The organism is Amycolatopsis rhabdoformis, from assembly GCF_035918295.1.
GTDB classification, from domain to species: domain Bacteria; phylum Actinomycetota; class Actinomycetes; order Mycobacteriales; family Pseudonocardiaceae; genus Amycolatopsis; species Amycolatopsis rhabdoformis.
In genome coordinates this window covers 2,068,796-2,089,883 of the sequence record NZ_CP142149.1, presented here as the reverse complement: position 1 = coordinate 2,089,883, position 21,088 = coordinate 2,068,796, and the positions used below count along the sequence as shown (strand labels likewise).

20 protein-coding genes are annotated in these 21,088 nt (G+C 69.4%); 5 read left to right on the top strand and 15 right to left on the bottom strand.

What is annotated here, in order from left to right; genetic code table 11:
* Nucleotides 1–65 precede the first annotated feature (65 nt).
* The 6 genes from VSH64_RS09750 to VSH64_RS09725 form a co-directional block, all read right to left on the bottom strand.
* The gene (locus VSH64_RS09750) at nt 66–1,457 is read right to left on the bottom strand and encodes an MFS transporter (protein WP_326835193.1); all 1,392 of its coding nucleotides are present in this window, start codon (nt 1,455–1,457) and stop codon (nt 66–68) included.
* A 151-nt stretch (nt 1,458–1,608) separates the two neighbouring features.
* Nucleotides 1,609–2,475 (bottom strand): aldo/keto reductase, encoded by an 867-nt coding sequence (locus tag VSH64_RS09745; RefSeq protein WP_326835192.1) that lies wholly within the window; start codon nt 2,473–2,475, stop codon nt 1,609–1,611.
* A gap of 44 nt (nt 2,476–2,519) precedes the next feature.
* Nucleotides 2,520–3,137 (bottom strand): GNAT family N-acetyltransferase, encoded by a 618-nt coding sequence (locus tag VSH64_RS09740; RefSeq protein ID WP_326835191.1) that lies wholly within the window; start codon nt 3,135–3,137, stop codon nt 2,520–2,522.
* A gap of 35 nt (nt 3,138–3,172) precedes the next feature.
* Nucleotides 3,173–3,514, bottom strand: coding sequence for a GNAT family N-acetyltransferase (locus VSH64_RS09735; RefSeq protein ID WP_326835190.1), 342 nt, complete (start codon nt 3,512–3,514; stop codon nt 3,173–3,175).
* A gap of 114 nt (nt 3,515–3,628) precedes the next feature.
* Entirely contained in the window at nt 3,629–4,138 is a 510-nt protein-coding gene (locus VSH64_RS09730; protein ID WP_326835189.1) for a hypothetical protein, read from the bottom strand.
* A 405-nt stretch (nt 4,139–4,543) separates the two neighbouring features.
* Nucleotides 4,544–5,047 carry a DsbA family protein gene (locus tag VSH64_RS09725; protein WP_326835188.1) on the bottom strand — a complete coding sequence of 168 codons (504 nt, stop codon included), beginning with the start codon at nt 5,045–5,047 and terminating at the stop codon, nt 4,544–4,546.
* A gap of 131 nt (nt 5,048–5,178) precedes the next feature.
* Here VSH64_RS09725 and nhaA point away from each other — a divergent pair, with 131 nt between their 5' ends.
* The 3 genes from nhaA to VSH64_RS09710 all read left to right on the top strand — a co-directional run bounded on the left by nhaA (nt 5,179) and on the right by VSH64_RS09710 (nt 8,010).
* Nucleotides 5,179–6,591: a Na+/H+ antiporter NhaA gene (nhaA, locus tag VSH64_RS09720; protein ID WP_326835187.1), complete on the top strand. Its 1,413-nt coding sequence runs from the start codon at nt 5,179–5,181 to the stop codon at nt 6,589–6,591.
* A gap of 115 nt (nt 6,592–6,706) precedes the next feature.
* Nucleotides 6,707–7,297 (top strand): uracil-DNA glycosylase family protein, encoded by a 591-nt coding sequence (locus tag VSH64_RS09715; protein WP_326835186.1) that lies wholly within the window; start codon nt 6,707–6,709, stop codon nt 7,295–7,297.
* Nucleotides 7,298–7,383: 86 nt separating this feature from the next.
* On the top strand, nt 7,384–8,010 hold the full coding sequence (locus VSH64_RS09710; protein WP_326835185.1) for a TetR/AcrR family transcriptional regulator: 627 nt from the start codon (nt 7,384–7,386) through the stop codon (nt 8,008–8,010).
* 49 nt (nt 8,011–8,059) lie between these two features.
* Here the strand turns inward: VSH64_RS09710 and ctaD are convergent, their stop codons facing one another.
* The 5 genes from ctaD to VSH64_RS09685 all read right to left on the bottom strand — a co-directional run bounded on the left by ctaD (nt 8,060) and on the right by VSH64_RS09685 (nt 13,472).
* Nucleotides 8,060–9,832 (bottom strand): aa3-type cytochrome oxidase subunit I, encoded by a 1,773-nt coding sequence (gene ctaD / locus VSH64_RS09705; RefSeq protein WP_326835184.1) that lies wholly within the window; start codon nt 9,830–9,832, stop codon nt 8,060–8,062.
* Between the two features lie 242 nt (nt 9,833–10,074).
* A complete protein-coding gene (trxA, locus tag VSH64_RS09700; protein WP_326567364.1) occupies nt 10,075–10,401 on the bottom strand; it encodes a thioredoxin in 327 nt (108 codons plus the stop codon).
* Between the two features lie 80 nt (nt 10,402–10,481).
* A complete protein-coding gene (locus VSH64_RS09695) occupies nt 10,482–11,117 on the bottom strand; it encodes a CGNR zinc finger domain-containing protein (RefSeq protein ID WP_326835183.1) in 636 nt (211 codons plus the stop codon).
* Between the two features lie 70 nt (nt 11,118–11,187).
* The gene (locus VSH64_RS09690) at nt 11,188–12,483 is read right to left on the bottom strand and encodes an MFS transporter (protein ID WP_326835182.1); all 1,296 of its coding nucleotides are present in this window, start codon (nt 12,481–12,483) and stop codon (nt 11,188–11,190) included.
* A gap of 296 nt (nt 12,484–12,779) precedes the next feature.
* Nucleotides 12,780–13,472, bottom strand: coding sequence for a GntR family transcriptional regulator (locus VSH64_RS09685; protein ID WP_326835181.1), 693 nt, complete (start codon nt 13,470–13,472; stop codon nt 12,780–12,782).
* Nucleotides 13,473–13,624: 152 nt separating this feature from the next.
* Here VSH64_RS09685 and VSH64_RS09680 point away from each other — a divergent pair, with 152 nt between their 5' ends.
* Together VSH64_RS09680 and VSH64_RS09675 are read left to right on the top strand one after the other, a co-directional pair.
* Entirely contained in the window at nt 13,625–14,362 is a 738-nt protein-coding gene (locus VSH64_RS09680) for an SDR family oxidoreductase (protein ID WP_326835180.1), read from the top strand.
* A 296-nt stretch (nt 14,363–14,658) separates the two neighbouring features.
* The gene (locus VSH64_RS09675; RefSeq protein WP_326835179.1) at nt 14,659–15,336 is read left to right on the top strand and encodes a hypothetical protein; all 678 of its coding nucleotides are present in this window, start codon (nt 14,659–14,661) and stop codon (nt 15,334–15,336) included.
* Nucleotides 15,337–15,398: 62 nt separating this feature from the next.
* Here VSH64_RS09675 and VSH64_RS09670 read toward each other — a convergent pair whose 3' ends face one another.
* From VSH64_RS09670 to VSH64_RS09655, 4 genes are all read right to left on the bottom strand, one after another.
* Nucleotides 15,399–17,006, bottom strand: a complete 1,608-nt coding sequence (locus VSH64_RS09670; RefSeq protein ID WP_326835178.1) for an ABC-F family ATP-binding cassette domain-containing protein — start codon at nt 17,004–17,006, stop codon at nt 15,399–15,401.
* Nucleotides 17,007–17,032: 26 nt separating this feature from the next.
* Nucleotides 17,033–18,139 (bottom strand): radical SAM protein, encoded by a 1,107-nt coding sequence (locus VSH64_RS09665; RefSeq protein WP_326835177.1) that lies wholly within the window; start codon nt 18,137–18,139, stop codon nt 17,033–17,035.
* Nucleotides 18,136–18,321, bottom strand: coding sequence for a 50S ribosomal protein L32 (gene rpmF / locus VSH64_RS09660; protein ID WP_326835176.1), 186 nt, complete (start codon nt 18,319–18,321; stop codon nt 18,136–18,138). The genes VSH64_RS09665 and rpmF overlap by 4 nt, the downstream gene beginning before the upstream one ends.
* A 574-nt stretch (nt 18,322–18,895) precedes the next feature.
* Nucleotides 18,896–21,055 carry an alkaline phosphatase family protein gene (locus VSH64_RS09655; RefSeq protein ID WP_326835175.1) on the bottom strand — a complete coding sequence of 720 codons (2,160 nt, stop codon included), beginning with the start codon at nt 21,053–21,055 and terminating at the stop codon, nt 18,896–18,898.
* Nucleotides 21,056–21,088 lie beyond the last annotated feature (33 nt).

Sequence of the window (21,088 nt, the reverse complement as noted above, 5' to 3'; positions counted from 1 at the left end):
GCGCTTGCCCTTTGGCGGCGGGCGCACCGCGCCTCTTACCGCCCTTCCGCGCACAGTTCGGGCGCCTATCGGGACAGCTGGTGCGGCAGCGACCGAGCCACCAGCGGGTGCCGGTCGCAGGGCGTGTGGCGGCGGAAAAGCGCGGCGGCGAGGGCGCCGGACACGAACAGAGCCGCGGCGCAGATCACGCAAGCCACGCGGTAGCCCGGCTGGAACTCCTCGGATCGCGCGTACGAAGCGCCGGTGAGCCCGACGAGCGGGGGAAGCGCCGCGATCCACAGCAAGCCGGCACCGCGCGCGACCGCGTTGTTGACCGCCGACGCGACACCGACGTGACCGCCCGGGAGCGAGGAGAGCGCGACGGACGTCAGCGGGGCCACCATCGTGGCGGTCCCGAGGCCGAACACGCACTCGATCGGGATCACCCAGCTCCAGTAACCCGTGTCGGGCCGGATCCGCAGTGCCATCAGCGCGGCCACACCGCACAGCACGGGACCAACGGTGAGCTGCCACCCGGGCCCGACCCGCGCGGCGAGCCGGCCGCTGGACGGAGACAGCGCGAGGCTGATGATCGTGATCGGCAGCATGGTGCTGCCGGCTTCGGCCGGGCTGTACCCGGCGACGGTCTCCAGCGCGATCGTGAAGATCACGGAAAACACGCCGAACGCGCCGTACACGATGAACGTGATCACGTTGATCGACACGAACGAGCGGGACTTCCTCAGCAACGCCGGCAGCAGCGGTGAGGCCGTCCGCCGCTCGTACCACCCGAACCCGATCCCCGCCGCGACGGCCACGAGCGCGCTCGCCGGCGCCCACGGTCCACTTTGGCCCGCCGGGATCGCGGTCAACGCGTAGGTCGCCGCGGCGAGCGTCACGAGCGCCAGCACCGAGCCACCCCAGTCCATGCCGGACGACTCCTCGTCACGGGTCTCCGGAATGTGGCGCACGGTCACCAGCAGCACGATCACCGCGACGGGCACGTTGATCAGGAAGATCCACCGCCACGAACCCAGCGACAGCAGCCAGCCGCCGACGAACGGCGCGAGAACGCCCGCGATCCCGGCGAACCCGGACCAGGTGCCGATCGCCCTCGGCCGGTCGGCGGGCGCGATCGTGGACTGCAGGATCGCCATGCTCGCCGGCGCCATCAGCGCTCCGCCGATGCCCTGCAGGATTCGCGCCCCGACGAGCGAGCCCACATCGGGGACGATCGCGCACAGGACCGAGGCGACCGTGAACCCGGCCACGCCGATGAGGAAGATCCGCTTGCGGCCGTACCGGTCCCCGAGCCCACCCGCCAGCAGGATGAGCGAGGCGAGGCTGAGGGTGTACCCGGTGACCGTCCACTGCAGCGACGCGAAGCTCGCGCCCAGGTCCCGGCCGATGTCGGGCAGCGCGACCGTCACCACGCTCGAGTCGATGCCCGCCAGGCTCGCGCCGAGGACGGTCGCCACCAGGATCCGTCGGCCTCGGGCGGACCGCACGGGAAAACCCACCGGGGGCGGCAGTGCGAGGTCCGAACCGGCCACGGTGAGTACCCTCCACGTGCTGACGACCAGACTTTCCGAGCCGGTTCACCCACCGCGGTTCCGGACGGGCTCCCGATTACGCCCCGGCCGCCAAGCGGTCGAGATCACCGATTTCGTCGGCCGTCAGCGGAATGTCCACTGCGGACACGTTGTCGTTCAGGTGCTGGATGCTCAACGTCCCGGGAGTGGGGAGGATCGCGGGCGAGTGGTTCAGGAGCCAGGCGAGCGCGAGCTGGGCCGGCGAAACTTCGCGCCGGCGAGCCATTTCCGCCAACGGACCGTCCTCGCCGGCGAGCGTGCCGGTGGCCAGCGGGAGCCACGGGACGAACGCGATGCCCGCCGCTTCCGCGTAGTTCAGCAACGGTTCGGCCGTGCGATCGATGAGGTTGTACTCGGCCTGGACGGTGGCGATCTCCGCGTACTTCCGGGCTTCTTCCAGCTCGGGCAGCGTGACCTCCGCCAGCCCGAGCAGCCCGATCTTGCCCTCCCGCTGCAGATCCGTGAGCAGGCCGAGCTGATCGGCGATGGGCGCGTGCGGGCTGAAGCCGTGCAGCTGGAACAACGGCACGCGGTCGAGCTTCAGGTACCACAGCCGGGTCTCGATCTGCTTGCGCAGGAACGAGGGCCGCGGCACCGGTTCCCACCGCCCGTCCGGCGAGCGGAGCAGGCCGCCTTTGATCATCAGCAGCAGGTCTTCGGGAAACGGGCTCAGCGCCCGCACGATGAGTTCTTCGTAGTCGAAGGGCCCCGACGACTCGGCGATGTCGATCAGGTTCACCCCGAGGTCGACCGCTTCTCGGAGAACCTGCCCCGCTTCGGTGGCGTCCTTCGGATGACTCCAGACACCGGACGCACTGATCTGCGCGGTCCCGAGACCGAGCCGGGTGATCGCGTGTCCTCCGATCGTGAAGGTGCCGCATCGATCGGGAAGGGTTGCAGGCATGGTCTCGTCTCTTTCACTTTCTGGGGGATTCACGCCGGGATCGGTCAGAGGTCGGTGAGGTCACTCGGCCGCGAGTCGTCCGGCGGTGCCACGACGGCCGGCACGTCCAGGTCGTAGCGACGCAACCGGAACACGTCGAGCCGCGTGTCGTAGTACTTGTCGGTCTGTCCGACCCACTCCATGCCCATCCGCCGCGCGGCCGCCGCGCCGCGTTGGTTCGCCGGGCGCGCCACGGCGAAGATCTCGTCCGTGCCCGCGGCGAAGGCGTAGTGCGCGATCGCGTCACCGACTTCGCCGGCGAAACCGTTCCCCCACGAGCCGCGAGCGATCTGGACGCCGATCTCGAAGTCGATGTCGTCGGGTGGCAGGGGCAGCAGCGAGACCGCACCCACCACGCGGCCACTGGCGGCCTCGGTGACCTTCCACCGGCCGACCGGGGGTTCGGCGCTCAAGCCGTCGGTGACCCAACGGGCCACCAGGTCCTGCATGGCGGCGCTGTCCGGGACGCGAGCCATGGCCGGCGCCAACCACCGGGCCACCTCCGCGTCGCCGAAAATGCCCAGAGCCGCGTCGACGTCGGGCATCGTCCACGGGGAGAGCCGCAGGCGCGTGGTGCGAATCAGTTCTCCGTCGATGTCGACCGAATGCGACCCCTGAACCAACTGTGCACTCCTCGGGCAGTTCGGGCGTGTGGTGTTCAGCGTTCGCGCGGCGCGCGATCCGGCACGGTCGCGCGGCCGGGGAAACGGCCGTCGACGAGGTCCTTGTATTCGGGGTGATCGGCGATGTAATCCGCGACGAAGGTGCAGTAGTTCGTGAGCTTCAGGTCCCTGGCCCGCAGATCGTCGAGAGCGTGTTTCACGAGCCCGGTCGCGATACCTTGGCCGCGGTGTCCGGGATCGACGATCGTGTGGCTGAACGTCACCCGTTGGTCACCACGCGGGGCGTGGTACACGATCATGCCGACGACCTCCCCGTCGACCACGGCCTCGTACGACCCGCTGTCGACGTTGCGCTGTACATCCATCTCGGAACTCACTTCTTTTCTCCTGAGGTTTTTCTCGAGCAGCACGATCCGCGCCGCCGCTCCGGGAAGACCGTTTCCCGCGTCAGCGAGGAACCGAACGCGTGGGGGTGCGCCGCGCGGACGGCGTCACGACCCGTGACGAGGGGGTGTGGCCGGCGCCAGCATGTGGTCGAACGGCACGGTGAGGCGCCACGTGGAATCCGCGAGCAGCGCACCGGGCACGTCGAACGTCGTGCTCCACGAACTCTCGACCGTGCCCCCGTCGGAGAAGGTCAACGTGAGCGCGTACGACTGCGTGCCGGCTCCATGGTGGTGCGTGCCGCGGCTGCGGCCGGCGAGGTGCAGCACGTCCGGCATCATGCTCAGCAGGATGTCGTTGATGCGGAGCTCGCGACCTTGTGCCGCAGGGTGTTCCACCCCGTCGTCCGCGGCGTCCTCGCCGGGCCCGTGGGTCGTGGCGAGCATGACTTCGATGTCGCCCAGCACCTGCGCGCTGATCGAGAGCTCCAACCGCACCACGCCGTCGGACGCGAGGTCACGGGACCGATCGCCGCCACCGGTGAGGGTGGCGGAGGACAGCTTCAGCGGAAGGCCGGTTACCGGCGACCCCGGCCTGAAGCCCAGCTGCTCACTCACCGTGGCTGCACCTTTCGCGTTCTCACGACGAAGTCCGCACGTTCGGCAGCATTGACCACCCGACGCAGCTCCGTTCTCCGGTGCGTTCATCATGCACCAAAGAGAACTATTTAGTCCAGTCGTGAACCGGGCGAGCTTCGGAACCACCGGCGCCGATCATGGTGACCACTCGTCAGAACACATCCCGGACCGGCCGAGGCGGGTCACGCGAAGGTCGGGATACCGCTGGGAACTGCACACTTCGAAACCGGTTCCTCGACGTTCACCCGGAGGTCATCTCACGGAGAAAGGTGATCGTGTTGTCGCTCACGCGGTTCAGGCGAACAATGGAACCGGACGGTCCACTTTATGCGAGGTGACGCTCGCCGAACACGCGGGCCGAACCGTCGCGACCCCGGCGCCGGGTCAGGACGGCATCCGCACTGCCGACCGGAGTGCCGGGTAGCTGACTCGGCCGAGGTAGGCGCGACCGTCGATGAACAACGTCGGCGTGCCCCGGACATCCAGCTCGGCTCCCGAGGTGTAGTCGGCCACCACGGCGGGGCGGAACCGCTGCACGGCCTCCCCGGTGACGTCGCCGGCGCCGATGCGGGCCGCGTAGGCCCGCAGGTGGACGTCCGTCAGCTGGCTCTGGTGGGTCAGCAGCAAGTCGTGCATCTTCCAGAACAACTCCCCCGACGCCTCGGCGGCCAGCGCCGCCGTGAGTGCGTACGGGTGGATCGTGAAGATCGGAAAATGCCGGAACACCAGGCGGATCGAGCCCTCCGAGCGGTCGATCAGCTTGCGCAGCTCGGGTGCCGCCGCGGCACAGTACGGGCACTCGAAGTCCCCGTATTCCACCACCGTCACCGGAGCCGAGGGATCGCCGTACACGTGCCGGTCCAGATCGAACTCACTGCGTGTCGTCACCCGCGATCCCTCCGTGGCAGAACGGTCCACTCCGGACAGTGGCCTGGCGACAGAGGAAAGCCTCCGGCGCCCGGCCCGATTCGACGGACGGTACACAACCGCACCGGCTGCCCGTCAGGCATACTCGCCCCGTGAAGGCCGATTCGAGCCAGTTCGCCGACGGGCTCCTCCCCCGCCTGCCGTCGACGACCCGGCACGTCAGCATCCCGCTGCCGTACGTGACCGCCGGCTTCCGCCGGTTCCTGCTCACCGAGGCCGGCAGCGCCGTCCTGCTCCTCGCCGCCACGGTGGCCGCACTGGTGTGGGCGAACGTGGCCGGAGTGAGCTACGACGCGTTCTGGGGGCTGCACGCCGGTGTGGAGGTCGGCAGCGCACACTTCTCGCTGGACCTGCGCGGCTGGGTGAACGACGTCGCGATGGTCGTGTTCTTCACCGTGGTGGGACTGGAGATCAGCCGCGAGGTGTCCGTCGGCGAGCTGCGCGACGTGCGCTCGATCGTCGTCCCGGCGTGCGGTGCGCTCGGCGGCCTGGCGCTGCCGGCGCTTTTCTACTTCGCGTTCAACAGTTCCGGCGCGGCCGCGGCCGGCTGGGGCATTCCGATGTCGAGTGACACCGCGTTCCTGATCGGCGTTCTGGCGCTGTTCGGTCCCCGCTGCCCCGACCAATTGCGGCTGTTCCTGCTCACCCTCGCGATCGGCGACGACGTCGGCGCGATCACGGTGATGGCGGTGTTCTACACCCACCACGTTTCCGTGGTGGCGCTCGCCGTGGCGGCAGGGCTCGTCCTCGTGCTGCTGGGCCTGCGGAAGCTCGGCGTGTGGCGGTTGACGCCCTACCTCGTGGTCGGTGCCGGGCTGTGGGCGGCCGTCGACGCGTCCGGGGTCCACCCGACGCTGGCCGGCGTGCTCATCGGCGTGATCGTGCCCGCCGGCGAGGTCGACAGTCACGCCCGCGAGCGGCTCCGCCTCTACGGGCGCGCCGTGATCGAGCGCGCGGACACCATGCGCGTGCGGCTCGCCACCACCGCGATGAAGGCGACGCTGTCGGCGAACGAACGGCTGCAGGGAGTTCTGCACCCGATCAGCGCTTTCGTGGTGATCCCGGCCTTCGGTCTGGCCAACGCCGGCGTGCAACTCGACAGCGACGCGCTGCGGGCCGCGTCGTCCTCCACCGTGACCCTCGGTGTCGCGGTGGGCCTGATCGCCGGCAACACTCTGGGCATCTCGCTCGGCGCCGGAATCGCGCTGCGGACCGGAATCGGCACGCTGCCCGGCCGCGTCCGCTACAGCCACCTCATCGGCGGAGCCGTGCTGGCCGGCATCGGGTTCACGATCGCGTTGTTCATCACCGATCTCGCGTTCACCGACCCCGATCTCCAGCAGCAGGCCAAGGTGGGGGTTCTCGGCGGCTCGCTCTTCTCGGCGGTCCTCGGGTCCGCCGTGGTGCGCTTCCTCGGCGAACGGCTCCCCCTGTGCTCCTTCGACGAGCGGTTCTCGCTCCCGGAGCTCCCCGAAGGCCCTTGGCGGGATCCGAGCCTGGCCTAGCGCGAAGGCTCCCTCGGCGCGGTCGACCCCCGCCCGGCTGGACCGCATGGTCCATCTAGGATGAGGTTCCCGAGAACCGGCGGCGCGGCCTTCCCGCCACGAACCTGGAGTGCGGTTGAGCGACGACTTGTGTGCGGTCGTGGACGAGCTGACGTCCGACCCGTCGAACGCGTGGGCGCGCGACCTCGGCTACCGTCCCGTGTGGGCCGGGTCGCCGGCGTCCCGGATCGCGATCATCGGCCAGGCGCCGGGCTGGCGCGGCCAGGAGAGCGGCATCCCGTGGGACGATCCCAGCGGCGTCCGGCTGCGCTCGTGGCTCGGGGTCCGCGACGAGGAGTTCTACGACCCCGCGCTGTTCGCCATCGTGCCGATGGATTTCTACTTCCCGGGCAAGGGCAAGACGGGTGACCTGCCTCCGCGCAAGGACTTCGCGCCGCGGTGGCATCCGCCGATCCTGTCCCGGATGCCGGACATCACGCTGCGCATCCTGATCGGCGCGCACGCCCAGCGGTACTACCTCAAGGGCCGGTCCCGGCCGAACCTCACCGAGACCGTGCGGTCCTACTGCGACTACCTCCCGGCCGAGTTCCCGCTGGTGCACCCGTCTCCGCTGAACTACCGGTGGCACCTGAAGAACTCCTGGTTCACCACCGACGTCCTGCCCGAGCTGGCGCGCCGGGTGTCGATCGCGCTCGGCCGCGGATGACGGTGGCCGCAGGACTGACCTGGGCGCCGCCGGCCGAGTCGCATCGCGTGACACCTCCGTGCACGCACGTACGATAATCTGTCGCAGTGGCGGAACCGGAGAGCACAGAGAAGCCTGTCCGGCTGACGGCGCGCGGTGAAGCGACCCGGGCCCGGATCCTGCGTGCCGCGGTGGACCTGATGACGGTCAAGGGGGTTGTCGCCACCACGCTCGACGACGTCCGCGCGGCCAGCGGCACCAGCAAGTCGCAGCTCTACCACCACTACGCCGACAAGGACGCCCTCGTCCAGGACGTGATCGAGTACCAGGCGGAAGACCTGCTCGCCTCGCAGGGGGAACAGCTGCGCCGGCTGAACTCGATCCGCGGGCTCGAGCGGTGGCGGGACGCGATCATCCAGCGCAACGCGCTGCGCAACGGCGCCTACGGGTGCCAGCTCGGCTCGCTCGCGAGCGAGCTGTCGGACCAGAACGAGCGCGCCCGATCCGCGCTGGCCGGCCACTTCGAGACCTGGCTCGGCCTGATCGCGGACGGGCTGCGGCGGATGCGCGACGCGGGCAAACTGCGCCGCGACGCCGATCCCGAACGGCTCGCCATCGGCTTGATGGGCGCGCTCGAAGGCGGGTACCTGCTCGCGCAGACCGGGCACGACGTGAAGCCGATGCGCATCGCGCTCGACATGGCCATCGACTACATCCGCACCTTCCAGGCCTGAGCCGCCGGCGGCGGGCCACCACAGTGGACCGCCGCTTCCCGCGCGACCACTACTGCTCGCTCGCGTTGTCCTTGCTGTGGTCACCCGGCATGGTCGCGTCGACCAGCTTCTGCGACGGCGCGGCCAAGTGGCGCGGCTTGCCGAAGAAGCCGATCTCACCTTCGGCGTGCATGCGCTCCACCATGTGCGGGTAGTGCAGCTCGAACGCGGGGCGCTCGGAGCGGATGCGGGGCAGCTCGGTGAAGTTGTGCCGCGGCGGCGGGCACGACGTGGCCCACTCGAGCGAGTTGCCGTAGCCCCACGGGTCGTCGACCTCGACGACCTCGCCGTAGCGGTAGCTCTTGAACACGTTCCAGATGAACGGCAGCGTGGACGCCCCGAGGATGTACGCGCCGATCGTGGAGATCGTGTTCAGCGTGGTGAACCCGTCACTCGACAGGTAATCCGCGTAGCGGCGGGGCATGCCTTCGGCGCCGAGCCAGTGCTGCACCAGGAACGTGCCGTGGAACCCGATGAACGTGGTCCAGAAGTGCCACTTGCCGAGCTTCTCGTCCATCATCCGGCCCGTGATCTTCGGGAACCAGAAATAGATGCCGGCGAAAGTGGCGAAGGCGATGGTGCCGTAGAGCACGTAGTGGAAGTGCGCGACCACGAAGTAGCTGTCCGACACGTGGAAGTCGATGGCCGGCGCGGCCAGCAGGATGCCGGTCAGTCCGCCCAGGAGGAACGTGACGATGAAGCCCATCGAGAAGATCATCGGCGTCTCGAAGGACAGCTGGCCCTTCCACATCGTGCCGATCCAGTTGAAGAACTTCACGCCGGTCGGGACCGCGATGAGGAACGTCATGAAGGAGAAGAACGGCAGCAGTACGGCACCGGTGGCATAGAGGTGGTGCGCCCACACGGAAACGCTGAGCGCGGCGATGGCCAGTGTGGCGAAGATCAGTCCCTTGTAACCGTACAGAGGCTTTCGACTGAAGACCGGGAAGATCTCCGACACGATCCCGAAGAACGGCAGCGCGATGATGTACACCTCTGGGTGACCGAAGAACCAGAACAGGTGTTGCCAGAGGATCACCCCGCCGTTGGCCGGGTCGAACACGTGCGCGCCCAACCGGCGATCGGCCTCCAGTCCGAAGAGAGCCGCGGTGAGGATCGGGAACGCGACGAGGATCAGGATGCTGGTCACGAGGATGTTCCAGGTGAAGATGGGCATCCGGTACATCGTCATGCCCGGCGCACGCAGGCAGACCACGGTCGTGATCATGTTGACCGCGCCGAGGATCGTGCCGAGACCGGACACGATCAGGCCGCAGATCCACATGTCCGTGCCGGGGCCCGGGGTGTGGACGGCCTCGGACAACGGCGTGTACGCGGTCCAGCCGAACTCGGCCGCGCCTCCCGGCGTCAGGAAGCCGGAGACCACGATCAGGCTGCCGAACAGGTAGAGCCAGTAGGAAAACGCGTTGAGCCGCGGGAACGCGACGTCGGGCGAACCGATCTGCAGCGGCAGCACGAAGTTCGCGAACCCGAACAGCACCGGGGTCGCGTACATCAGCAACATGATCGTGCCGTGCATCGTGAAGAGCTGGTTGTACTGCTCCTGCGACAGGAACTGGAGCCCGGGCCGGGCCAGCTCCGTGCGGAGCAGCATGGCCATCGCACCGCCGGCCATGAAGAAGGCGAACGCCGTGACCAGGTACATCACGCCGATCTGCTTGTGATCCGTGGTTCGCATCAGCCGAAGCAGCGCCGTGCCCTTCGGGGAGACGCGCGCGGGATACGGTCGCGTCGCGATCGTCGTGGGCGCGATCGTCCTCATTGGTTTCCTCCGGCTGACGGGCTTTTCAAGAAAAGGGCGGGGCTGGACACCGTTCGACGGCGCCCGTCCGGCGGCGCCGGGTACGTCCACGGCAGGCGGCGTCCGCGATCGGTCGCCGCTGGTCCTTCTTCTGCGGCACCTCGGCGGGCGAACCTTACTTGGACTTCATGGTCCACATCAAGTCGGGTCCGCTGAGCCGAGGACCACAGCCGGCATCTCGTGCCGGGCGCGAGCGGGCTCGGTCAGAGCACGTCCTTCAGGTCCGCGAGCAGAGCCGCCTTCGGCTTCGCGCCGACGATCTGCTTCACCGGCTTGCCACCCTGGAACAGGATCAGGGTCGGGATCGACATCACCTGGTAGTCACGCGCAGTGTTCGGGTTCTCGTCGATGTCGAGCTTGGCGACGGTGATCTTCTCGCCGTTCTCGGCCGCGATCTCCTCGAGCACCGGGGCGACCATCTTACAAGGGCCGCACCACGTCGCCCAGAAGTCGACCAGGACCGGCTTCTCGCTGGTCAGGACGTCGTCCACGAACGACTTGTCGGTCACCTTCACGGTGTTGTTGCCCATCGTTTCTCCTTCGAGTGATCGAAAACCGGCGAACGTCACGGAGTGCCGACGCCGAATCCGGCGGCGCGGTCTCGTGGCGGTCAGCCGATCTCGTTCGCCGACTGCTTGTTGTTGAACCGTGCGACCCGCGCCCTGTTGCCACAAGCCTGCGAGCACCACCTTCGCCGGCCGTGGCCGGACAGGTAGAAGTTCGCGCAAGCCGGCGCGAGGCAGGCCCGCAGACGCTTGCACTCATCGCCGCCGAAGATGCGCACGGCTTGCAGCGCCACGAGCGAACAGACCGCGATGCCGCCGGGCAGGTCACCGCGCAGGGCGATCGCCGGTACGCCCGTACCGGGCCACACCAGAACGCACGACGCGGCCGCGCGGGCCGCGGTGCCGTTGAGCACGTCGACCGCGGCCTGGTGGTCGGGCAGGTCGGACACCATCCCGGCCGGCCGCGGGTCCGCGGTCGCGTCCGCGGCGAGCCGCCTCAGCGCACCGCGAAGCCGGCGCAGGTCGAAGGCCGCTTCCTTCACGCTCAACCGGCTCGCGCACGGCAACCAGTGGTCGAGCGACCTCGGGCGTTGTTCGAGACGAGGGCCGATCTCCCGGATCCACTCCAGCGCGCCGGCCGCGGTGGCGAGCGCGTCGTCGGCGCCCCTGCCGCTCCCCCACACGGTGTTCATCAGGTCGATCGGCGGTTCCTGGCCGGCGACCCGGTCACGGCGCGTCACTGCACCTCCCACTTCTGCACTGGTGTTCTTGTCGGCGTCACCCGGGGCTCGGCTCTTACCGCCGGTCCCCTCATTCCCGCCGGGCGAGGGTCAGGAACCGCGCCGACACCGCGGCGAGAGCGGCGGCGGCGAGAACGATGAGGCCGGCCGTGAGGAACACCGTCGGCAAGGTCACCGACGACACGAGGATGGCGCCGACGCCGGACCCCGCCGCCAGCGCCACCTGAAGGTTCGTCACGTTCACCGCCGACGCGGCCTCCGGGGTTTCCGGGGCCGCGTCGAGGATCCACACCAGCGTTCCCGGGTTCGCGATTCCCCAGAACAGGCCCCACAGCACGAGCAACAGGCCGGCCGACCAGGGCACGGTGCCCGCGAACGCCAGCCCGATCAGCAACACGGCCACCACCGTCGAGGCGCCGGCGAAGCTGCCGATCACGCTCCGTTTGAACAGCGACCCCGCGACGAGCGAGCCGACGATGCCACCGCAGCCGTAGATCACGTACAGCAGGGAGATCGTCCCGCTGGAGAGCCGGGTGTGGTCCATCAGGAACGGGGTGATGTAGGTCCAGGCGGTGAACTGTCCGACGAACACCAGCGCGCCCGCCGCCATCCCGAACCGGGCGGCCCGCCGCTTCACGACACCCAGCAGATCGCGCAGGTGCGTGCGCCCGTCCGGCGGAATGCTCGGAAGGATCACCGTCTGCGCGACCACGACCAGCAGCGTGGCCGCGGCCGCGGCGGCGAAGGTGAGCCGCCAGCCCAGCAGGTTGCCGAGGAACTGCCCCGCCGGCAGCCCGACCACCGTCCCACCCGAAATCCCGGCCGCGATGATCGTGATGGCGCGCGTGCCACCGGCCGGCCCCACCAGTTTGGGTCCCACCGGGGAGACCACGGTCCAGAAGGCGCCGAGGGTGGCGCCGAAGAGCAACCGCGCGATCAACACGAGTGCGAAGTTCGGCGCCACCGCGACAACCGCGTTCGACACCAGCACCGCGAGACCCAGGACGACGATGACCGGGCGCCGGTTGAAGCGGCCGAACCCCAGGAAGAACAGCGGTGCCGACACCGCCGCGCCGAACCCCGGCACAAGCACCATCAGCCCGGCGAGGCCCAGCGGGACCCGCAGCCCGTCGGCGATCTCCGGCAGCAGCCCCACCGGCAGCGTCTCCGTCATCACGATGACGAATGCGCCGAGAGCGACGGCCCCGACGGACAGCCAACCCCGTCTGCTGCCGGTCCCCTGTGTCTGCGCCTGTGTCTGAGTCGCGGCCGGTCCGGTCGGGACGGCCGCGGCGCAGGTCGACGCCGCGACCACGCGGACCCGAGGAGCGCGACTCGCCGGCGTCGCGTCTTCAGTTTCGGTCATGTGTTCCCCTCGCTCGCACCTCGGCCGGCGCAACCGGTTCCCGCGGCTGACGCGCGGCACGGCTGTTCCGGCGGAGGGACTGTTTCTGCAGGAGGTCCCGCACCGTGGCGGTCACTTCTCGCGGCCGTTCCTCCGTCGACCGGATCGAGCCACGGGCGTAGTGGATCTCTTCGGAAGTGAGCGCCCGGGGCCGGCGACTTCTTACGTCTGTGGGGAATGGTCCAGACCGTTGCCGGACATCCGGGTCGACGGCCGTCCGCTGCGGACTTCGTCAGTCGCGGACTGCTCGGGCGCCGTCAGCGCTCGACCGACGGCCCCGGCCGGGAGTTCAGGATCAGGTCCGTCGTGAGGCGGATGTGGTCGGCGAGGGCCGCGACCGCACGGTCCGCGTCGCCGGCCAGCGCGTGGTCCGTGATGGCCGCGTGCTCGGCGGCGGGGTCGCGTTCGAGGTCTTGTTCATCGAGGGCTTCGGACCAGCGGCGGTAGAGCTTCGCGCTGTCGCGGAGACCGCGGGCGATGGCGTACAAGCGTTCCCGGCCGCAGCCGGCGAGCAGGACGTCGTGGAACTCGGCGTGGGCGGCTTCCCAGTCCGGCGTGACGCGTCCAGGGTCAGCGGGGTCGCGACGGGGTGTGTTCGCGAGCGTGTAGTGCGCGGCGACGAGTTTCGACCGCCATGCGAGGTCGTCGCGCCCGATCGCGTGGCGCAGCGCCAGGCACTCGATGTCGACGCGGGTGTCGGTGAGGTCGAGCAGGTCCGCCTCGGAGATCGGGGTGACCTGGAAACCGATCTGCGGGTTCGCCCGCACCAGGCCCTGCTCGGACAGCCGGCTCAGCACCTCCCGGACGAGGCTCACGCTCGCGTCGTACCGGGTGCACAGCGGCCGGAACTTGAGCCGCTCGCCGGGCGGGAACACGCCGCCGAGGATGTCGGCGCGCAGGCTGGCGTACACGTCGTCGGTGCGGGTCCGGGAAGCCGCGGGTGTCGCCATGCGGCCACGATACACAGTCTCGAAGTGGGTCACTATGTTCGAACATATCTTGACATGCCGAACATCGACCGTTTAGAACTGGACTCATGCCCCTGGCTGCTCGGCCAGGACCGCCGCCGCCCCCTTGTCCCTCTCCTCACCAAGGACCCACCATGCCCGGCACTCCTCCTCGCACCGTCGTCGTCACCGGTGGCGGCACCGGCATCGGCGCCGCCACCGCCGCGCTTTTCGCCGCCGCGGGCGACGACGTCGTGATCACCGGCCGCCGCGAGGCCGTCCTCTCCCGCACGGCCGCGGACCTCGGCGTCCGCCACGTGACCTTCGACGCCGCCGACCCGGCCTCCGTCCGCGACGCCCTCCCGAAACTGCCCCCGACGGTCCACGTCCTCGTGGCCAACGCCGGCGGCAACACCGACCGCCGACGACCCCCGGTCCCCGAGGGTGACCTCGACGCCATCGCCGCCGCCTGGCGCGCCAACTTCGACGCGAACGTCCTCACCACCGTGCTCACCACCGAAGCCCTCACGCCACGCCTCGCCGACGGCGCCCGCGTCATCACGATCGGCTCGATCGCCGCCAAACAGGGCTCCGGCTCCTACGGCGCGGCCAAGGCCGCCGTCGAAGCGTGGAACGTCGACCTCGCCCGCAAACTCGGCCCCCGCGGCATCACCGCCAACGTCGTGGCCCCCGGCGTCACCCTCGACACCGAGTTCTTCCAGGGCACCGTGAGCAAGGAATGGGTCGAAACCCGCGTGGCCCCGGCGTTCGACCAACGCGCCGCCACACCCGCCGAAATCGCCTCCACCGTCCTCTTCCTCGCGGACGCCTCCGCGTCCCACCTCACCGGCCAGGTCATCCACGTCAACGGCGGCGCGTATACGGCCCGCTGACCACGGCCGGCACGCACAGTCGGCCGCGATGTCCACCCGATTCTCAACCGGGTGCGGGCTCGCCAGGCAACTCCGCATCGACCGTTCGGAGTTGCCTGGCACCCAGTCCCTTGTGGACGAACGGACCACACTTCACCCAGGCCCGCCGCACTGCTGACTGTGCCAACCGGACCCATGGCCGCACCGCCTGGTCCAGACCGCCTTCAAGACGTTACAAAGCCTCGGTAACGAACAACCCCAGCCCGTCGATCCAGTGATCGACATCGCTGTGCTCATCGACCCCGAAGGACCACCCCGTGACCGAGGAAGTGCCGGTGCTCGCGGAAGTACCCACCATCGCGACACCACCCCGACACCGGTCACGCCGGGTCCCCCTGGTGATCGCCGCCGTCGTCGGCCTCGTGGTCGGCGCGGCGGGCGTCGGTGTCCCGTGGTTCGTCACCGCGCACGACTCCGGCGTCGTCAGCGGGCTCCCGCTCGAGGCGCCCGACACCCTCGGCGGCGTCGACCGGGCCGACGTCTACCCGATCAAGCTCAAAGACGACGAATCCCACCGCCAGTTCGCCCAGCGCAACGCCACCACCGACCGCGAAAACACCAACCGCCTCTCCGCCGCGTACGGCGCACCCGCCCTCGTGCAGACCTACACCGCGACGAACTTCGCCCACTCCTTCCAGATCACCGCGGTGCGGGCCCACGCCCCCGGTCTCGTCACTCCCTACGAGGGCAAGGACAACGGTCTCGCCGGCCCCCTCAACGAACTCCGCCAGATCGGCGACGTCTCCTGCCTCCTGCACAACGACCTGGCACCGTTCGACAAACCCAGCCCGGACAAGACCTCGGTCGTCGTCTGCCAGCGAACCGACGCCACCCTGACCATCCAGCTCAAACCCCTCGGCGACGACACCTTGGAATACACCGACCCCACCGTCTGCGCGAACATGATCAACGAAGCCTGGGCCAAGCTGCACTGAGCAGCGTCGAGGGAGGGGGCGGTTCGTTCGACGATCCGCCCCCTCTCCCGCCGATCAAGCGGTCAGACACTGAGGTCGCGCCGCTGGTGCAGCCGTCCGTCTCCATCCAGCTCGATGACGGTGTCCACGCCGATCCGTTCCAGGAACGCGAAATCGTGGCTCACGATCAGGAGCGCGCCGCGGTACGCGTCGAGGGCTTCGGCGAGTTGCTCGACGCTCGCGATGTCGAGGTTGTTCGTCGGTTCGTCCAGCACCAGCAGCTGAGCGGGTGGCTCGGCGAGGAGGAGCCGGGCGAGCGAGACCCGGAACCGCTCGCCGCCCGAGAGCGTGCGGACGGGGCGGTCCACGCTGTCACCGCGCAGCAGCAGCCGGGCGAGCTGGTTGCGGACCGTGCCGCCCGGCGTGCCCGGCGCGACCGCCCGCACGTTCTCCATCGCGCTGGCGTCTTCGTCGAGCCCGTCGAGGCGTTGCGGCAGGAAGGCGACGAGGTCGGTGACGAGGCGGCCGTGCGGTCGCCCGGGCGTCGGCTCGCCACGCCGCACGAGTTGCTCGATCAGGGTCGACTTCCCGGTACCGTTCGCGCCGACGAGCGCCACCCGTTCCGGCCCCTGGATCACGAGGGTGCGGCCCTCGTCCACCAGCTCCGCCAGCCGTCGCCCGCGCGGCACGTCGGGATCGGGCAGCACAAGATGGATGTGCTCCTCATCGCGCACTCGCGCATCCGCGACGACCACGGCCTCCTGCGCGGCCTGAACCTTTTCGTCCACTGTGGACCGAAGAGATCCCGCGGACGCCTGCGCCTTGCCGGCCCGGTTGCCGGCAAGGATCTTCGGGATGCCGCCGTCCTTCTGGGTCTTCTTTGCCGTCCGTTCCCGGCGAGCCAGCTTCGTCTCCGCCTCGATGCGTTGCCGCTTCTCGACCTTCAACGCCTGCTGAGCCGAGCGCGCGGCCTGCACCGCGGCTGCCTGCTCCTGTTCCTGGTGCTCCTTCCACGCGCTGTACGGGCCACCGAGCGTGCTGAGCGCGCCGCCGTACAGCTCGGTCGTGGTGTCCATGTGCTCCAGCAGTTCGAGGTCGTGGCTCACGACCACGAGCGTCCCGGGCCACTGGTCCACGAACTCGGCCAGCTGGGCGCGCGTGGCGCGGTCGAGGTTGTTCGTGGGCTCGTCGAGCAGCGTGATCGGCGTGCGGCGCAGGCGCAACCCGGTGATCGCGATGAGCATGCCCTCCCCGCCGGAGACCTCGACGACCCGGCGGTCGAGGTCCGCCGCGGAGAACCCGATGTGGTGCAGGGCTTCGTCGGCCCGGGACTCGATGTCCCAGTCGTCTCCGATCGCCTCGAAGTGGCGTGGGTCGACCTCGCCGGACTCGACCGCCTTCAGCGCGGCGAGGACCTCGTGGATGCCGAGCAGCTCGGCGACGGTGGTGTTCTGCCGCAGCGTGAGCGTTTGCGGCAGGTAGCCGACCTCGCCCGTGGTGTCGATGTGGCCGGCAGCCGGGCGCAGCTCGCCGGCGATGAGGCGGAGCAGGGTGGACTTGCCGGCGCCGTTGCGGCCGACCAGCCCCGTCCGACCGGTGCCGAACGTGCCGTTGACGCCGGCGAGCGCCACCGTGCCGTCGGGCCACTCGAAGGTGAGCTCGCGGAGGGAGACCGCGGATTTCGGGGACATAGTGGTGTTTCTCCTTCTCTCGCCCGTCAACTGCCCGCGGGCGAGACGGGAATCAGGTCGGTGCCGACCAGGGGCGTCGGAGCGAGGTACCTCGCGTGCAATTGGCCGCAAGCGGCGTCGATGCCCGTGCCGAACTGGCGCCGACGGGTCGCGTGCACGCCACGCGCGGTGAGCCCGCGCACGAACTCGTCCACGCGGATCGAGGACGGTGCGCGGTACTGCGGAGCCGCGCCGGCCGCCTCGTTGTAGCGGATCACGCTCACGTGGAACAGCTCCGGGCGCGAGCGCCGGCGCACCAGCTCGGCGAGGGCGGCGAGGTGCGCGCCGCTGTCGTTGACACCGGCGATGAGCAGGTAGGCCAAGTAGACCTTCCGCCGGCGCGTGGCCACGTGCCGGTCGAGGATGTCGAGGCTGTGCGCCAAGGGAAAGCTCTCCTCGAGCGGGATGAGCCGCGCCCGCTCACCCGGGAACGGCGAGTGCACCGACAGCGTGATCGTCACCTGCGGGTGTTCGTCGGTGAGGCGCGCGAGGTTCGGGGCGAACCCGACCGTGGACACCGTGATCCGGCGCGCCGACATGCCGGCATAGGCCGCGTCGGTCAGCAGCGTCAGCGCGTCGAACACGTGCGGGTTGGCCAGCGCCTCACCCATGCCCATGAACGCGACGCTGGCCGGCTTCGGCAGCCCCGCGTGAGTCCACCGTGGATGCAACACCTGCGCGGCGATCTCGTCCGCCGTGAGGTTGCGGATCAGGCCGACCGCCCCGGTGGAGCAGAACGTGCAACCCAAGCCGCACCCGGCCTGGGAAGAGACGCACATCGAGTCCCAGCCGGCCCGGTAGTGCGACACGACGGTTTCGATCCGCGCCCCGCTGTCCGAGGTGAACAGCACCTTCTCGACCTGCTCGTCCCGCTGGACGTGCAGGGGCGTGAGCGGGTGCAGCCGCGGGCCGAACCGCTCCGCGAGCTCGCCGCGAAGGCGCGCCGGGAGGGCGTTGACGTCGGCGAACGTCTCGGCGGTCGAGCCCCGCCACGCGGTGATGAGCTGGCGGAACCGGAACTCGGGCACGCCCGTGCGCGCGAGGTGTTCGCGGATGCGCGTCCACCGGCTGCTCTTCGCCAGGGCGGTGCTCACGTGTCACCGTCCACAGGGGACAAGACCGCGCGTCCTCGGTAGAAGCCGCAGTGCTGGCACACGCGGTGTGGAGCCGTGGCCTTGCCGCAGAGGGGATTCGTGCAGGGGGTGAGCGCCGGAGCGCTGGTCTTCCAGTGCGCGCGGCGGTGCCGGGCGCGGGCACGCGAAGTGCGGTGTTGCATGGCAACGTCTTTCGTGAACGGTTGCGGGAGCCAGGAAAACTGGCAGGACAACCGACCACGGGGCCGTGTGTCGACGCGGCGGGAGGTTCGACGGCAACGGGCACGCGGCCACGCTCCTGCGGCAGGAAGCCGTTACCCGGACGCCGGGCAGGAGGAGGTCACATACCTGAAAGGTCGTAGTCGCGCGTTCGCGGTGAGGCACCGGGACCGAGGTCGGTGCGACACGAACGTGCCGGCGAGACGCACGCCGCGGTGTCGACGCCCGGAACGGGCGGACTCACGCGCGTGCGCGGAAAAACGATCGATCACCCTGCGGACAAAGACCGCACCAGTGAAAGCCACCGGCAGTTCGGTGGCTAGATTCTGTCGACCTCAATCAGTCCCATGCGTACCAGCTTAGCAGCGCCGTTTCCGCGCCCGAGCGCAGCCGGGCCGAGCGGGCCGCCGCGGCCACTCCCCCGCCGATGGGGCGAGGGGACTCGTTGCAGTGGCAGCGAAGTCCGATATGGACGTGCCCGCGACCCAAAGGGACCGCGGGCACGTCACCACTACTTCACATCAGCGCGTGAAACCGTCACATCTCGGCGGCGCGACCAGCGAACCGCTGCTTGAAGTCCGCGGACTCCTTCGCGGTGATGATCACGTCGTAGTAGCCGTCCTCGGTCGGCCAGCTGATGACGTCCTTCTTGCCGGCGGGGACCTGGATGGTGGTCTTCCGGCCGGCGAAGTCGTTGGCGACCAGGGTGTAGGTCACCGCCTTGCGGCCGTCGGCGGCCAGGGTGAACTGGACGGTCGCGGCCGACTTCCCGTGTCCCTTGACCAGTTTGACGTCGACCCGCGGCTGGACCGAGGTCCGGTCGTTGGCCGGGACGACCGTGCCGGCGAAGGACCGGACGAAGTGGTCGGGTCCGTAGAAGGTGAACGCGTACTTGCCGTTCGTCGCCTTCGTGTCCCAGGTGTAGGACTTCGACCGGTGGTTGCTGGCCGTGAGCGGCAGCGCGTCCTGGCCGATGCCGAGCGGCTCGGCGCCGGTCAGGGCGGGCACGTACTGGTCGGCGAGCCCGACCAGGCTGACCGCCTTGCCGTTCGGGCCGCCTTCGACGGTGAAGGTCGCCGTCGCGGTGCCGGTGCTGTGGTTCTCGACCAGAACGCCGTTGGGCTGGAACGACAGCGGGCTCCGCTTCGCCTTGCCCGTGATCTTCTGGGTCGGCATGACCTGCGCGCCGACGGCGGGCTGGGGCACGGCCGGCAGGCTCGCGTCGACGACGACCGACTTGAGCAGGTCGGCGGGCTTCGGCAGCTTCGGGAAGGACGTGTCGAAGTTGCTGAAGTCGATCGCCGAAAGCAGGTTGCCGGAGACGCCGCGTCGCCAGTCGTTGATGTTCTTGGAGATGGCCGGCTTGCCGAGGCTCTTGGTCCACTCCTCGATCAGCTGGATCGTCGAGGTGTGGTCGAAGACCTCGGAGTTCACGAAGCCACCGCGGGTCCACGGCGAGACCAGCACGAACGGCACGCGGCCGCCCATGCCGGGCTTGATCCCGGGCGCGCGCTCGCCGGCGGTGCCGACCTCGGGGATCGGCGGCACGACGTGGTCGAAGAAGCCGCCTTCACCGATGCGGTTCGCGTGGTCGGGCTCGTCGTAGTTCAGGATGATCAGCGTCGACTCCCACAGCTCGGGGTTGTCGTGCACCGCCTGGATCACCCGGTCCGTGTAGACCGCGCCGTTGTTCGGGGCGTACGTCGGGTGCTCGGTCCACGCCGCCGGCGCGACGACCCAGGACACCTCGGGGAGGTCGCCCGACTTGCAGTCGGCGATGAAGTCGCCCAGCACGTAGTCGAGGTTGGAGGTGTCGTTCTTGATGCCGGCGGGCTGCGTGGTGTGGGCGTGCACCACACCGCCGCGGGCGAGCAGGCCCTCGCGGGGCATGGTGTTCTGCGGGTTCGCGTTCTTCGGGTCGAACGCCGCGAACGAGCGGACGGTGTTGTCCGTGTAGTCGCCGAGGAAGTTGTCGTCGGTGTCGTTGTTGACGTAGATCTGCCAGCTGACCCCGGCGTCCTGCAGCGTTTCGGGGTAGGTCTTGAACTTGTAGGCGTAGCCGTAGTCGCCGTTGTTGTTCACGACCGGGCCGCCCTGGGTCCCGGCGGCGTCGTTGGTGCCGGCCCACATCATGATGCGGTTCGGGCTGGTGCTGGTGTCCAGCGAGCAGAAGTAGTGGTCACCGATGGTGAAGGCCTTGGCGAGCGCGTGGTGCCACGGCACGTCGGCTTCCATGAAGTACCGGTTGCGCGCGCTGGTGTTCTGCGCGTTGTACTTCAGGCTGTCGGCGTGGTAGGGCAGCAGGTAGCCCTCGGCCCGGCTGTTGGGGTCGTAGTAGATCGTCTGACCGTTCTGCCAGGTCAGCACCTGCTTGTCACCGAAACCGCGCGCGCCGGCGAGGTCGAGCGTGCCGAAGTAGTGGTCGAACGACCGGTTCTCCTGCATCAGGATCACGATGTGCTTGAGGTCCTTGATCGTGCCCGTGCGACGCGAGCCCTGCCCCTGCTTGCCGTTCGCCGCGACATCGTTCGTTGCCACGTCGTTCGTCGCGGCCTCGGCCGGAACGGCCAACAGCCCACCGGCGGCCACCGCGGCACCCGCGGCACCTGCGGCGCCCGCGGCCTGGATCAGACGGCGACGGCTGATCCGGTTGCGCTCCGTGGTCTCTCTGTTGCCCGCCGAATCGTTTTCAGACATGCTGCTTGTACCTTGCCTCTCGTGGTGGGGAGT

Bases quoted from the DNA above. Each gene is read 5' to 3' on its own strand.
- VSH64_RS09745 (WP_326835192.1), bottom strand. From the start codon at position 2,475: ATGCCTGCAACCCTTCCCGATCGATGCGGCACCTTCACGATCGGAGGA.
- VSH64_RS09670 (WP_326835178.1), bottom strand. From the start codon at position 17,006: ATGTCCCCGAAATCCGCGGTCTCCCTCCGCGAGCTCACCTTCGAGTGG.
- rpmF (WP_326835176.1), bottom strand. From the start codon at position 18,321: ATGCAACACCGCACTTCGCGTGCCCGCGCCCGGCACCGCCGCGCGCAC.
- VSH64_RS09690 (WP_326835182.1), bottom strand. From the start codon at position 12,483: ATGACCGAAACTGAAGACGCGACGCCGGCGAGTCGCGCTCCTCGGGTC.
- VSH64_RS09655 (WP_326835175.1), bottom strand. From the start codon at position 21,055: ATGTCTGAAAACGATTCGGCGGGCAACAGAGAGACCACGGAGCGCAAC.
- VSH64_RS09680 (WP_326835180.1), top strand. From the start codon at position 13,625: ATGCCCGGCACTCCTCCTCGCACCGTCGTCGTCACCGGTGGCGGCACC.
- trxA (WP_326567364.1), bottom strand. From the start codon at position 10,401: ATGGGCAACAACACCGTGAAGGTGACCGACAAGTCGTTCGTGGACGAC.
- VSH64_RS09685 (WP_326835181.1), bottom strand. From the start codon at position 13,472: ATGGCGACACCCGCGGCTTCCCGGACCCGCACCGACGACGTGTACGCC.
- ctaD (WP_326835184.1), bottom strand. From the start codon at position 9,832: ATGAGGACGATCGCGCCCACGACGATCGCGACGCGACCGTATCCCGCG.